The organism is Sphaerisporangium siamense, from assembly GCF_014205275.1.
Taxonomy (GTDB): Bacteria; Actinomycetota; Actinomycetes; order Streptosporangiales; family Streptosporangiaceae; genus Sphaerisporangium; species Sphaerisporangium siamense.
In genome coordinates, this window is sequence record NZ_JACHND010000001.1 from 4,339,894 (window position 1) to 4,354,791 (window position 14,898).

Here is a 14,898-nt window from a genome sequence, read left to right on the forward strand (position 1 = left end):
CAGGGCGCGCCACGGTTCACTCTCGAATGCTTTCTCACGGCGTGGTGCCGGGCATCTCCGCGATTGCTGTGTCGGCGCATTCAGAAAGATGCGCCGCCGGGCGCGCCGATGTGAGGCTGACTGGCATGGCACGGCGTGGCGGAGGCCCGCGTGCGGCCCGGAGTCGGTGGACCATCGCGAGACCAAAGGACCTGTGGCATGACGGTTATCACGAACGTTCGCGAGCAGGCGGCCGCCGCGGCGCCCGAGCCCGGCCTGACGCCCGAGGAGATCATCGCGCGGGCCGAGGCGATCGCGCCCACTCTGGTGGCGCGGCAGGCGGAGACCGAGGCGCGCACCTACTACGCCCAGGACACCCACGAGCTGTTCGCCGAAGCGGGGCTGTACCGCGTCCTCGTCCCGAAGCGGTACGGCGGGTACGAGTTCGGCGTCGACACCTTCTTCCGCGTGGTCATGACGCTGGCCCGCGGCTGCCCGTCCACGGGCTGGATGTACTGCCTCGGCGCGGCGCACGCGCTGGCCGTGGCGACGCTGTTCGGCGAGCGGGCCCAGGACGAGATCTTCGACGGCGACTTCATCTGCCCGGCCACGATCATGCCGAGCGGCACCGCGGAGCGCACCGAGGACGGCGACTGGATCATCAACGGGACCTGGGCGTACTGCTCCGGCTCCCCGTACGCCACGCACTTCGTCGGGCACACCCTGGTCGCGCCCGAGGAGGGCGCCGAGCCGGTCCCCATGCTGTTCATCGTGCCGAGCTCCCAGTTCCGGCGGCTGGACGACTGGGGCGGCCAGCTCGGGCTGAAGGGCAGCGGCTCCCACAGCATCACGATCGAGAACGCCCGCATCCCGGACCACTTCACGATCAAGTCGCACATCAGCCAGTTCGACGTCAGCGGCGGCACGCCCGGCCTGACGCTGCACGGCAACCCGCAGTACGGCGGCGGCCCGCTCAGCATCATGATCCTGGAGAGCGCGGTGCTGGCGGTCGGCATCGCGCACGGCGCCCTCGACGCCTACGAGGACCTGATGCGCGCCAGGACCACCTCCTTCCCGCCCATCACCGGCCGCACCGAGAACCCCGACTTCCAGTTCTGGTACGGCCAGGCGGCCGGCATGCTCGCCACCGCGGAGGCGGCCGTGCTGCACGCGCTGCAGCAGTGGAAGGACGCCTGCGCGCGCGGCCCGGAGGCGTTCACCCCCGAGCTGGAGCTGCGCATCGCCGGGATCGCCCGCGAGGTCGTGCGCCTGAGCTGGGACGCCGTCCAGCGCTACCTGTTCCCGACCGCCGGGTCCAGTTCGGTGCGCGTCGGCGAGCGCGTCGAGCGCGTGTGGCGCGACCTGTCCACCATGCACAGCCACGCCGGCGTCGCGATCTATCTGAACGGCCTGGCCCCCCGCGAGTACGCGATGGCGCGGTTCGGCATCGAGGCGCACCACTGACGCGCCCCCGAACCGGCGACCGCACGAGCCGGCCCGCACCCCCGGGCAGGGCTCCTCGCCCCCACGCCGGCCGCGCTCCCGACGGAGCGCGGCCGGTGTTTCTTTTCCCAGGGAAATGGCGGCGCATTCCCGATTCCGCCCGATCCCGCGTAATACCGCGCCGCGCATGTCACGGGCGCACCGCAGCATTCCAGGAGATGCGGTGATCCCGGCCCGCGCGTGACCATGTAACGGTGAGGATGAGTCATTCCGGCCGAATGGAATCCGGGCGGAAAAGCCGCCGCGGAAATGCCGGGCCGTTCGTCCCCCGCTGACGCGGGGCGCACGCAGGAAAAGAATCCCTCACGCGACCGCCTATTTATCGGGAGCCCCCTCCGCGCGGTCGCCGGAAGGCGAAAGGGAACACGAGTGACTGAGGCGTCCCGCGCACGCGGGTCCGGGACACGGCGCGCGGTTACCTCCTGCGCGCAGGACGGGCTGTGGTTCCTCCACGGGACCGCGCCCTGCGCCCCCGCGTACACCGTCGGCCGGGCCTACCGGGTCACCGGCGAGCTCCAGGTGCCGGCGCTGCGGGCGGCCTGGCGCGCGGTGGTCCGCCGCCACGAGAGCCTGCGCACGACCCTCGTCGAGGAGTCCGGGCGGCCGGTCCAGGAGATCGCCCCCGAGTGCGACCCCCGCGCGTTCGCCGACCTCGGCACGGCGGCGGGCCCCGACCCGGACGCGACGGCCGCCCGGCTGTACGCGCGCATGGCGTCCGAGCCGCTGGACCTGGCGGCCGGGCCGCTCGCCCGCCTGGGCGTCGCGCGCCTCGGCGCCGGCGAGCACCTCGTCCTGATCCTGCTCCACCGGGCGGTCGCCGACGACGCGTCGATGGCCGTCGTCGTCGAGGAGCTGTCGGCCTGCTACGCGGCCGCGACCGCCTGCCGCTCCGCCGGTTCCGTGCGCCCCGCGCTGCCGCCCCGGTACGCCGACCACGCCCGCGAGGAGCGCGCCCGGCTCGCCGCGCCCGGCCTCGGCGAGCGGCTGGACCGGTGGGCGGCCGAGCTGACCCCGCACCCCTCCCCGGCCGTCCCCCCGCCCGACCGGCCCCGCCGCGTCGTCCCCGAGTACGAGGGCGGCGCCGCCCGGTTCCACTGGGGCGCCGACCTCGCCGGGCCGGTGCGCGACCTGGCCGAGGCGGAGGGCGTGCCGCCGTACGCCGTCCCGCTCGCCGCCTTCCAGGCCCTGCTGGCGCGGTACGGCGGTGAGGAGCGGGTGGCCGTCGGCGTCCCGGTGTCCACGCGGCCGCCCGGGTTCGAGCGGGCGGTGGGGTGCTTCGAGAACCTCGTCGTGGTCTGCACGGACCTGTCCGGCCGGCCGTCCTTCCGTGACCTGCTCCGCCGGGCGGCGAGGAGCGCCGGGACGGCGTTCGCCCGCCGCGACGTCCCCTTCGACCGGCTGGTCCGGGCGCTCGGCCCCGACCGGGAGGCCGGCCGCGTCCCCTTCTGCGATGTCATGGTCGCCTTCGAGGCGCCCGAGCCGGTTCCCGACCTGGGCGGCGCCGTTGTACGGCGCCTGCGGGTCGAGGACGCCTACGTCCGCGCTGACCTCGCCCTGACCCTGGGCGAGGCGGCGACGGGCTCGCTGGCCTACCGGACGGCGCTGTACGACGACACGACCGCGCGGCTCGTGCTGCGCCACCTGCGCACCTTGCTGGCCGCGGCGCTGCGCGACCCGGACGCGCCGGTCGAGGCGCTGCCGCTGGAGACCCCCGAGCGGGCCCGCCTCGCGGTGCGCGCCGCCGACCGGGTCACCGGGGCCGCCGCCCCTGACCTGCCGGTCCACGAGCTCGTCCGCCTGCGCGCCCGCCGCGCCCCGTCCGCCCCGGCGCTGTCCTTCGACGGCGAGGTCGTCTCCTACGGCGAGCTGGACCGGTGGGCGGGGCGGGTGGCCGCGGCGCTCGGCGCGCCGGGCGGCGTCGCGGGCCGGCCCGTCGCCGTCCGTACCGCCTCCGGTCCCCGGCAGATCGCCGCGTCGCTCGGCGTCCTGCGCGCCGGGGGGCGGCTGGTCTGCCTCGGGACCGGCGACGTGGGGGAGCGGGGCCGCATGGTGCTCGGCGACGTGCGCCCGGCCGTCCTCGTGCTCGACGACCCGGACGGCGACCCGCTCGCCGCCTGGTACCGCGACGAGCTGGGCGGCACGGTCCTGGATCTGGCCGTGGCCGGCCGGGAACCGGCGTCCGGTCCGCCGGAGACGCCGGCGCCGGTGCCCTTCCGGCTGGGTGAGGCGGCGTACGTCACCTACACCTCCGGGTCCACCGGCAGGCCGAAGGGGATCGCCCAGACGCATGCCACGTTCGCGCAGTTCGTCACCTGGTTCGCGGACGAGTTCCGCATGGGCCCGGGCGCACGCGTGGCGCAGTGGGCGGCACCGGGGTACGACGCGAGCCTGGTGGAGGCGTTCTCCGCGCTCACCGCCGGGGCCACGCTCTGCCCCGTCCCCGACAAGATCCGGGCGAACCCCGACAAGGTCGTCGAATGGCTCGCCGATCAGCGGATCACCCTGTTCCAGACGGTCCCGAGCTTCGCACGGCAGTTGCTCGGGCTGATCGAGCGGCGCGGCCCCGCCGAGCCGCCCCTGGCCCTGGACCACCTGCTCCTGGCCGGGGAGCCGCTGCCGGGAGAGCTGGCCGGCGCGCTGCGCGCCGCGCTGCCGGGCGTGCGGCTCGTCAACCTGTACGGGCCCACCGAGTCCATCCTGGCCACCTGGCACGAGATCACGGGCCCGGTGCGGGGGATCGCGCCGATCGGCGGGTCCATCCCGGGACGGCAGGTGCTGGTGCTCGACGACCGGGACCGCCCGTGCCCGGCCGGCGTCACCGGCCAGATCGTCGTCATCGGTCCCTACGTGACGTCCGGCTACGTCGGCGCCGCGGCCGGGGACCGTGCCTCCTTCCAGCCGGTTCCGGCCATCCCGGACCTCGCGCTGGACGGCGGGCACTGCTACCGGACGGGAGACCTGGGCCGCCGCCGCTGGGACGGATCCCTGGAGTTCGGCGGGCGCAGGGACTTCCAGATCAAGTTCAACGGCGTCCGGGTCGAGCTCACCGACATCGAGGCGGCGCTGGCCGCCGAGGAGTCGGTGGCCGACTGCGCGGTGGTCCCGGTCGCCGACACCCACGGCCTGGTGACCCGCCTGGTGGCGTACGTCGTGCCACGGCCCGGCACCGGGGAGGCGGAGCCGGGACCCTGGCGCGCCGCGCTGCGCAGGCGGTTCGGCAGGTCCGCGCTCCCCGTCTCCTTCAAGATCATGGACGGGCTTCCGCGCAACGCCGGCGGCAAGGTGGACCGGCGCGGGCTTCCCGGCCCCGGCTCCTCGCCCGCGGGCGCCGCGGGAACGCGGCAGACGCGTGTGGAGCGGGAAATGGCCGCGCTCTGGTCGGAACTGCTGGGCGGCGATCCGAGCGCCCCGGACGATGGCGTCCGTTTCTCGGGCGACACCTTTTTCTCGGCGGGCGGGCATTCGCTGCTCGTCCCCGTGCTGCTGCGCCGGATTCGCGAGCGTTTCGGAACGGCGGTGTCGCTGCCCGAGTACCACGCGAACCCTACATTCGTCGGCCTCTCCGCCCTGGTCGACGCGCAGATTCCTTCAGTAAAAGCGGCAAGCGCCATCATGATGGGGTGAGAGAAACGTGACTCTGGTCGACACCGAAGTTTCCGTTGATTTCGACGGCGAGACCTTGGACATCCCGCGGATCAGGCGGGTCGCCGAGAACGGCGCGCACGTCACCGTGTCCTCCGGGGCGCTGGCCCGCGCCGCGGCGAGCCGGCGGCTCTTCGAGGACACCGTCCGGCAGGGCCTCCCCGTCTACGGGGTCACCACCGGCTACGGCGAGATGATCTACATGCTCGTGGACACCTCCAAGGAGGTGGAGCTCCAGACCAACCTGGTGCGCAGCCACAGCGCCGGCGTGGGCCCGCTGTTCGCCGAGGACGAGGCCAGGGCCATCCTCGCGGCCCGCCTGAACGCCCTGGCCAAGGGCTACTCGGCGGTGCGCCCCGAGCTGCTGGAGCGCCTCGCGCTGTACCTGAACCTGGGGATCACCCCGGCGATCCCGGAGATCGGCTCCCTGGGCGCGAGCGGCGACCTGGCCACGCTCGCGCACATCGCCGTCACCGTGATCGGCGAGGGCTACGTGCTGCGCGACGGCCGCCGCGTCGAGACCGGCGCGGTGCTGCGCGAGCTCGGCGTCGAGCCGCTGGAGCTGCGCTTCAAGGAGGGCCTGGCGCTGATCAACGGCACCTCCGGCATGACGGGCCTCGGCTCTCTGGTGGTGGGCCGCGCGCTGGACCAGATCCGCCAGGCCGAGATCGTCACCGCGCTCGTCGTGGAGACCCTGCGCGGCTCGACCAGCCCGTTCCTCCCAGAGGGCCACGACATCGCCCGCCCGCACGGCGGCCAGATCGACACCGCCGCCAACATGCGCGCCCTCATGCGCGGCAGCGGCGTCGCCGTCGAGCACGCCGAGCTGCGCCGGCAGGCCCAGGAGCAGCGCTCCGACGACGGCGTCTCGCGCACCGAGGTCTACCTGCAGAAGGCGTACACGCTGCGCGCCATCCCGCAGGTCGTCGGCGCGGTCAGGGACACCCTGTACCACGCGACCGAGAAGCTGCAGATCGAGCTGAACTCCTCCAACGACAACCCGCTGTTCTTCGAGGGCCAGGAGATCTTCCACGGCGCCAACTTCCACGGCCAGCCGATCGCGTTCGCCATGGACTACGTCACGATCGCGCTCACCCAGCTCGGCGTGTTCTCCGAGCGCCGCACCAACCGGCTGCTCAACCGGCACCTCAGCGACGGCCTCCCCGAGTTCCTCGTGCAGGGCGACCCCGGCCTCAACAGCGGCTTCGCCGGCGCGCAGTACCCGGCGACGGCGCTGGTGGCGGAGAACAGGACCATCGGCCCGGCCAGCACCCAGAGCGTCCCGTCCAACGGCGACAACCAGGACGTGGTCAGCATGGGTCTCATCTCGGCCCGCAACGCCCGCCGGGTGCTGAACAACAACACCAAGATCCTCGCCGTCGAGTTCCTGGCGGCGGCCCAGGCCGTCGACCTGTCCGGCCGGTACGAGGGGCTGAGCCGTGCGGGCAAGGCCACCTACGACCTGGTCCGCTCGCTGGTGCCGACCCTGGAGCAGGACCGCTACATGTCCGACGACCTGGAGACGGTGGCCGCCGCGATCGCGCGCGGCGACTTCGTCCGGGCCGTCGCGGGCGCCGGCGTCGAGCTGCGCTGACCCCGCCACGAGGACGACGCCTTCCCGGGACCGCGCTCCCGGGAAGGCGTTCCTCTTCCGCCCGGAAATGGGCCCGCGATTCGGCAACGTGGAAGAACCCATTTCTCCGGCGGCGTAGTTGAATAACCGGTATGACGGCCCGCGCGGGGTTTTACCGCCGACCGCGCGGGCGCCGTCGATTCACCGGAAAGAAGGGCGGCGCCGCCCCGCGAAATCGAGCATCCGTGCGGCGCCGCGTGCGTGCTTCCGCGGTCCGATCCCGCGCAGGCGGACCTGAAAGGGGTTCGAGGCCTCATGAGCATTTCTGAGACGATCGACGCGCCGGAGACGACGCGGATTCCGCTGTCCTTCAACCAGGAATTCCTGTGCATGTTCGACACGGGCGGCGACGACGGGCCCTTCGGCTCGCACTACAACATCGTGTACGGCTGGCGGCTCGATGGCCGCCTGGACGTCGAGGCGCTGCGCGAGGCGCTGAACGACGTCGTGGCCCGGCACGAGGCGCTGCGCACCTCCATCGAGACCGACGAGCAGGGCCGGTACCAGAGGGTGCTCCCGCCGTCCCCGGTCTCGCTGGAGGTGCGCGACCTGTCGGGCACCGACCCGGTGGACCGCGACCGCATCGCCGGTGAGCTGGTCAACGAGGCGGAGGCGGGCGCGTACGGCATCGAGGAGATGCCGCTGCTGCGCGGCGTCCTCGGCCGGTTCGACGCCCGGGACGCGGCGCTGGTGCTCATCGCGCACCACTCCGCCGTCGACGAGTGGTCGATGCGGCTCCTCATGCGCGACCTCGCCCTCTGCTACGCGGCGCGCCGGGGCCAGGACGCGCCCGCGCTGCCCGAGGTGCACCAGTACCAGGAGTTCGCCCGCTGGCAGCTCGACGCGCTCGCCGGCGGCGGCGGCAAGGCCCGCGCCTACTGGCGCGAGAAGCTGAGCGGGGCCCAGGTGTCGGCCACGCGCACCGACCACCCGCGCTCGGAGAACCGGCCGAAGACCACCTCCTGGCACCGGTTCGCCATCGGCAAGGACACCACCGCGGGCATCCTCAAGCTGTCCAAGACGACCCGCAGCTCGCCCTTCATGATCCTCCTCGCCGGGTACAGCCTGCTGCTCGGCAAGGTGAACGACTCCACCGACATCGTCGTCCCGACCTTCGCCTCCGGCCGGGGGCAGGCGCGGTTCCACGACACCGTGGGCTCCTTCTTCAACTTCATGCCGCTGCGCACCGACCTGACCGGCGCCGGAACCTTCCGCGAGGTGGTGCGGCGCGTCCGCGCGACGTGCATGGAGGCGTACTCCAACGACATCCCGTTCGCGCAGGTGCTGGAGGAGGCCCCGGCCCTGATGGCCCCGCTCGGCGAGGACGACCGCGCCGTGGCCGCCTTCCAGGTGTTCCGCTCCCCGTTCGCAAGCGACCGTGAGGTGGCGGGCGACCTGGAGTACGCGGAGATCCCGCGCCGGATCGACCAGCCGGTGGGCGGCGACGTCCCCGACGGCGCGCTGTGGCAGCTGGAGATCGACTCCTCCGGGGAGATCCTCGCGACGCTGGGGTTCAACAGCAACCTCTTCGACGAGAGCACCTTCACCGCCCAGGCCGCCGAGTTCACCCGGCTGCTGCGGGAGGCGGTCGCCGACCCCGACGCGCCTCTGAGCTGAGACGACACCGCCCATTCCCGCGTCCACACGACACGCCTTGCCGGCACACAGGAGGATCCAATGAGCAGCGGCCACACCGGGGACCTGGCGACCCAGGAGATCCAGGAGAAGGTCGAGAAGATCTGGAACGACGTGCTCGCGGTGCGCGTCGGCGAGGAGAACGCGACGTTCTTCGAGCTGAACGGCGAGTCCATCGCGGCCACCCGCATCGCCTCGCGCGTCGGTGACGAGATCGGCGTCGAGATCGAGGTCGCCGACATCTTCGAGGACGACCCCACCCTCGCCCAGTTCACCCGCACCATCGTCACCAAGGCCGGCGCCCCCTCCCCGGCCTGACGCGGCCCCGGGCCGAACGACCGAAGCCTCCGGCGTGGAGACATCCCGCCGGGGGCTTCGTCATGTCCGGCCACCCTCCGGCGAACGGATCAGAATCGGGGTTGTTTCCAGTCAAACGAGGTTTTACTCTGAGTCAGGCATAAGAGTGATCAATTGCGCCGCACGACCGCACACCTCACGACGGCCGAGGCCGCGTGACACCAGTACCTCGTGCCATGGCCAGGATGAGCCGACCCCTTATGGATTCGGGCCGCCGAGCGCTGCCTGAATCCATATCTCGATATCTCGACATCACGTGATGACCCATGCCCGCGCCATCCTGGCCGACCGTGTTCCGCGCTGTGATGCGCGCTGCCGGAAGGACAACGATGTCTCGATTACCGTCTCTGGAACGGCCGTCACCCGCCGTGCGATCGGTCATGGCGAGGTGGAAGCGCCGGGTGGCCGGCTTGCTGGCCCTGGTGCTGGTCACGGGAGTTCTCCAGATCGTCCCGCTGCCCGCGCCGCCCGCCGCGGCGGCTGTGACGCGGACCGCGATGACGTGGAACCTGCACGGGAACGGGGGCAACTCGGAGAAGGCTCTCGACTTGATGGCGGACCACGAGGTCACCGTCGCGGCTCTGCAGGAAGTGGCCAACGGCGATTTCATGGGCCTCCCGCACTCCGACTTCAACGCCCCTCATGTGAAACCGGACGGTACGGCCTCGTCTCCGTACAGCCAATGGAAGGTCGAGAAGTACACGCTCTCCGACTACGACATGACCGCCTTTGTGATCAACACCGATTCCCACAACCGCCGGATCGCGATCGTCACCAGCGAGGATGTCGCGACCACGGACGTACACGTCCTCGACGTACGCCCGGACTACCTCGGCAGGCGGTTCCCCGCCCTGGGCGTGAAGATCGACGACGTCTGGTACTACTCCATCCACGCCTCCACGCAGCGGCACCGTGCGGACAACAACGCGGACACGGTGGTCCACGACATCTCCGAGTTACAGGCGACGTCCGCCTTCGGAGGCGACTGGGCCGCGATGGGCGACTGGAACCGTTTCCCCAGCGAGGACTCACGCGCGTACCAGATCCAGCTCGGGCAGCTCAGGGCCAGCGCGCGCAACCGGTTCCCTGACGAGGAGGCGCCCCTAGGGAACGTCCTGGACCTCGACGACGACGAACGCCTGATCTGGCAGGGCGCGAGAACCCACGACCACGGCGCCGAGCTCGACTACATGGTGGCCAAGGGGGCCGGTGACGGCTACAAGGCCATGCGGTACAGGACGACCAACGGCTCCGATCACTACCCGGTGTTCTTCGCCGAGGAGACCGATGAGGACACCTGCATGGGCGGTACGACGCCGGCGCTGAACGCGCCACGTCCGGCGGCGGCAGGCGCCTGTCCCTTGGACGACCTGCCACGCGCCATCGTCTCCATGGGCGACAGCTACATCTCCGGTGAGGGAGGCCGCTGGCAGGGCAACGCCAACACCTCGGACGGGGGTGACTCCTGGGGCACCGACCGGGCCGCCGACGGTACCGAGGTCTACGAGAAGAACGCGGACGGCGGCGACGCCTGTCACCGCTCCGACGTCGCGGAGATCAAGAACGCCGACATCGCCGGGCTGCCCCCGGAACGCAAGTTCAACATCGCCTGCTCGGGCGCGGAGACCGAACATCTGCTCACCGAGAAGTTCAAGAGTGAGAAGCCGCAGATCGAGCAGCTCGCCGACATCGCGGAGAAACACCAGGTGCACACGATCGTGGTGTCGATCGGCGGCAACGACCTCAAGTTCTCCTCCATCGTGGAGACGTGCGCCAAGAACTTCCTGTTCGCCCGCGGGCCGTGTAACGAGAAGGCCGACGAGACCCTGAAAGAGGGGGTGGGCGACGTACGCAGATCCGTCTCGAAGGTGCTGACCGCGATCCGCGACACCATGAGCGAGGCCGGGCAGGCCGCGAACAGCTACAACCTCGTCCTCCAGTCCTACCCGTCCCCGTTGCCTCCCGTCGAGGAGATCCGGTATCCGGGCGACCACTACAACCGGTACACGAGCGGCGGCTGCCCCTTCTACGACGACGACCTGACCTGGACGCGCGACGGCGTCATCCGCCGGATCCGCGACATGCTGCAGGGCGTGGCCGCGGACGCGGGCGCGGCCTTCCTCGACCTGACGGACGCGTTCGCCGGACACGAACTGTGCGCGAAGACCGTCCGGCAGGCGGAGCCCGGCGAGAAGCTGACGCTTCCGGCGCCGGCCCCCCAGGTCGAGTGGGTGCGGTTCATCCAGGGGTACACCACGCCGGGCGACTGGGCGGAGCCCATCCATCCGAACGCGCACGGCCAGCGCGCCCTCAGCGCCTGCCTCACCGAGACCGTCTACGGGCTCGGCATGACGGACCGGATGGTGTACCCGTGCGTCGGGCGGCCGAAGAGCTGGCCGGGCGAGACGGCGCCGCTCAGATCGCCCATCGACGACGCCGTGGAGACCGCCGACGGCTGGAGAGGCGACGGCTTCCGGCTCGCCGATCATTACCTGTTCCAGCGCGGCAAGTACGCCCGCTTCAACCCGGACGCGGACATCGACGGCGAGATCCATCCCGGCAAGATCGAGTTCGGCCGGTCCGACGGATGGCTCGGGCAGGTGAAGGACACGCCCTCCAACTGGCCGAGCCTGCGCGACACCGACTTCGCGGGCGGCGTCGACGCCGTCTTCGAGGCGCGCACCGACTCCGCACCGCAACGCATCTTCATCCGCGGGGACCAGTACATGCGGGTCGAGCTGGATCCGGAGACCGCCGACGACACGCGTATCAAGGGCCCGGGCCCCCTCACCGACTACTTCCATGTGTTCCGGGACACCGCGTTCCAGTTCGGCGTGGACGCGGCCGCCGGCGACCAGAAGAACAGGGCGCTGGTCTTCCGTCATGACCAGGTGGGAGTGGTGCAGGTCACCATCGACCGCAACGACGACGAATGGCTCGTGCCGCCGACCCGCATCGACGAGGCGTTCCCCGTGCTCAAGAACACCCCGTTCGCCAAGCGCGTGGACGCGGCGCTGATCCGGCACCAGCGGGAGTCGGCGATGTGGGTCGACCTCATCTCCGGCACCCAGGTGGTGACGATCCTGGTGACACTGGACGACCTTCCGCAGAGCACCCTCAAGACGAGCCCGGTGGAACTCACGGTCATGTGGCCGGGCCTGCGCGGCAGCATCTTCGACTGGTCCGGCAAGGGAACGCGGCCGGACAGGCGGGACCTGAAGATGGCCGCGGGCGCCCCTTTCGACAAGGGCTCCGATGACCGGGAGTCCAAGCCGTCGGTGTCGGGCCCGCACTCCCGGTGCCGGCCGGAGGGACTCGCGGCCACCCGCGGCGTGGACGCGCCGTACTGCGAGGTGTACGACAAGGACGGCCGCGAATGGCTGGGCGGCGACGGGCACGACAGGCGGGTGGTGGGCTACTTCACCGGCTGGCGCACCGGCGAGAACGACCAGCCGCGCTACCTCGCCTCGAACATCCCGTGGTCGAAGGTGACCCACGTCAACTACGCGTTCGCCAAGGTGGAGGACAACGAGATCTCCATCGGCGACCCCGACGATCCCGACAACCCGGCCACCGGCCTGACCTGGACCGACTCGCTCGGCGGCCAGCCGGACGCCTCCCTGCCGTACAAGGGGCACTTCAACCTGCTGGCGCGGTACAAGAACAAACATCCACAGGTCAAAGTGCTGATCTCGGTGGGCGGCTGGGCCGACACGCGGAACTTCTACACGATGGCCACCAACGCCGACGGCAGCGTGAACCAGGGCGGCATCGACACCTTCGCCGACTCGGTCGTCGACTTCCTCGACCGCTACAAGGCGGCGTTCGACGGGGTTGACATCGACTACGAGTACCCCAGCGCGCTGCCCAGTGCGGGCAACCCCGCCGACCGGGATCTCTCGGAGCCGCGCCGCAAGGGCCTGCAGAAGGGCTACAACGCGCTGATGAAGACCCTGCGCGAGAAGCTCGACCGGGCCGGCGCCGACCGGGGCCGCTACTACCTGCTCACCGCCGCGGCCTCCGCGTCCGGGTACCTGGTGCGCGGCTACGACGCCGGAGAAGCCCTGCGGTACCTGGACTTCGTCAACCTCATGACCTACGACATGCACGGCTCGTGGAACCACTTCGTCGGCCCGCAGGCCCCGCTGTACGACGACGGGAAGGACAACGAGCTGGTCGCCGCCAAGTTCTATTCGACCAAGGAGTACGACAAGACCGGCTACTTCAACGTCGACTGGGCCTACCACTACTACCGCGGGGCGTTGCCGCCGGGCCGGATCAACATCGGCATCCCCTACTACACCCGCGGCTGGCAGAACGTGTCCGGCGGCACCGACGGCCTGTGGGGCACCGCGGCCCTGCCGGACCAGGGCAAGTGCCAGCCGGGCACCGGTCCCGGCTCCGGCGCGTCCACCCCCGTCGCCTGCGGCAACGGTGCGCAGGGCATCGACAACATCTGGCACGACCTGGGCAACCTGGGCCAGGAGATCGCGTCGGGATCCAACCCGATGTGGCACGCCAGGAACCTCCAGGAGGGCGTCGCCCCCTCGTACCTGCGCGCGTACACCGACGTCGGCGCGGACGCGGGCGGGCTGAAGGGCTCCTACGAGGAGAAGTACGACGACACGCTGCAGGCGTCGTGGCTGTGGAACCAGGAGAAGAAGGTGTTCCTGTCCACGGAGAACGACGCGTCGATCGACGCCAAGATCGAATACGTCAAGGACAACAAGCTCGGCGGCGTCATGATGTGGGAGCTCGCCGGCGACTACGCCCAGGACGAGGACGGCGAGTACGGCATGGGCTACGACCTGACCGACCGGCTCGACGAAGGGCTGCGCGGCTCGGGCGGCTACCAGACCACCCGTCAGGGCGAGACGACGTTGCCCGGCGACGTGGTCGACGTGACGGCCGAGCTCGTGGACTATCCCACGCAGAAGGACCCGAACAGCAAGGACGACCCCTTCTACCCGATGCGCCCCACCCTGCGCATCACCAACGACACCGACGTCACGCTGACGGCGGGCACCGAGATCTCCTTCGACATCCCCACCGCCACGCCACCGCTGCTGACGGACGAGAACTACCAGAAGTTCGGCAAGAACCTGACCGTCGAGGAGGGGCGGAGCGGCGCCAACGTCGGCGGGCTCGGGGCCGACTTCCACCGGGTGACCATGAAGCTGGACTACTGCGGGGACCTGGCGCCCGGCGCCAAGCGTGACATCATCCTGCGCCACTACCTGCCGCTCACGGGCCCGGCCAACGTCACCCTCAAGTCCGGCTCCCGCACCTACGGGATCACGCGCAACGATCAGAGTGACACGACCGTCGTGTCCCCGGACCTCGCCGACGGGATCGCCTGCCAGGCCGAGGAGTGGCGGCCGCACCCCTACAACCCGCACGGCACCTTCGCCTTCGAGAAGGACGGCAAGAACTGGCGGATCGTCGACTGGGTCGGCAGCCTGGTCCTGGACCACCCCGCCACCTGGGACACCCCGCACCTCGTCGAGAACCAGCCGGGCAACCAGAACCAGCTCTGGACGGTGGACGAGGAGGGCGGCTCGGGCTGGTACCGCATCAAGAGCCGCGGCAAGTGCCTCCAGGCCGACGGCGTCCTGAAGTCGCTCAGCGTGCACGACTGCGATGACGAGCCGCACCAGTGGTGGCAGATACGCGTCATGAAGGCCGACGGGAACGACGTCGTCGTGACCGGTCCGCCCACCCCCGGCACCGGCTACCAGTTGGTGTCCTACGACAGTGAGGAGTACGACGAGCCCGCATACGTCGCCGAGGGCAAGAACAGCGGCAACACGCCCGGGACCCAGGTGGTCGCCGGCGATCCCGACGGCTCCACCGCGAGCACCGTCATCCGGAACGGGTCCTACTGGCGCGCCAACTGGTGGACCAATGCCACGGACGAGCCCGGCAGGAGCGACGCCTGGAAGAAGCTCGGCCCCGTCTCCAGCGCGGCCTTGCCGCGGACCCCGGATGCGGGCGCCGACGGCCCGCGGCACACGCCGAGTCCCAGCACCGCAACGGTGAGCCCACCGCCGGGCGTACCGACCGGTCCCCGGACGGGAAACCCGCCCAGCCCGAACATGAAGCCCGCCCTGCCCGCGCCGAAGACACACAAGACGCCTAAGGGCCGATAG

At 71.1% G+C, this 14,898-nt stretch carries 6 protein-coding genes; all 6 read left to right on the top strand.

The genetic code is table 11. From position 1 onward, the window contains the following. Positions 1-198: 198 nt before the first annotated feature. Positions 199-1,443: an acyl-CoA dehydrogenase family protein gene (locus BJ982_RS19975; RefSeq protein ID WP_184882246.1), complete on the top strand. Its 1,245-nt coding sequence runs from the start codon at positions 199-201 to the stop codon at positions 1,441-1,443. A 408-nt stretch (positions 1,444-1,851) separates the two neighbouring features. Beyond that, positions 1,852-5,106 carry a non-ribosomal peptide synthetase gene (locus BJ982_RS19980; protein ID WP_184882248.1) on the top strand — a complete coding sequence of 1,085 codons (3,255 nt, stop codon included), beginning with the start codon at positions 1,852-1,854 and terminating at the stop codon, positions 5,104-5,106. 7 nt (positions 5,107-5,113) lie between these two features. Further along, entirely contained in the window at positions 5,114-6,718 is a 1,605-nt protein-coding gene (gene cmdF, locus BJ982_RS19985; RefSeq protein ID WP_184882250.1) for a tyrosine 2,3-aminomutase, read from the top strand. A gap of 294 nt (positions 6,719-7,012) precedes the next feature. Further along, a complete protein-coding gene (locus tag BJ982_RS19990; RefSeq protein WP_184882252.1) occupies positions 7,013-8,374 on the top strand; it encodes a condensation domain-containing protein in 1,362 nt (453 codons plus the stop codon). 60 nt (positions 8,375-8,434) lie between these two features. Next, positions 8,435-8,710, top strand: a complete 276-nt coding sequence (locus tag BJ982_RS19995) for a phosphopantetheine-binding protein (RefSeq protein ID WP_184882254.1) — start codon at positions 8,435-8,437, stop codon at positions 8,708-8,710. Positions 8,711-9,150: 440 nt separating this feature from the next. Further along, complete coding sequence (locus BJ982_RS20000; protein WP_184882255.1) at positions 9,151-14,898, top strand: glycosyl hydrolase family 18 protein; 5,748 nt, start codon at positions 9,151-9,153, stop codon at positions 14,896-14,898.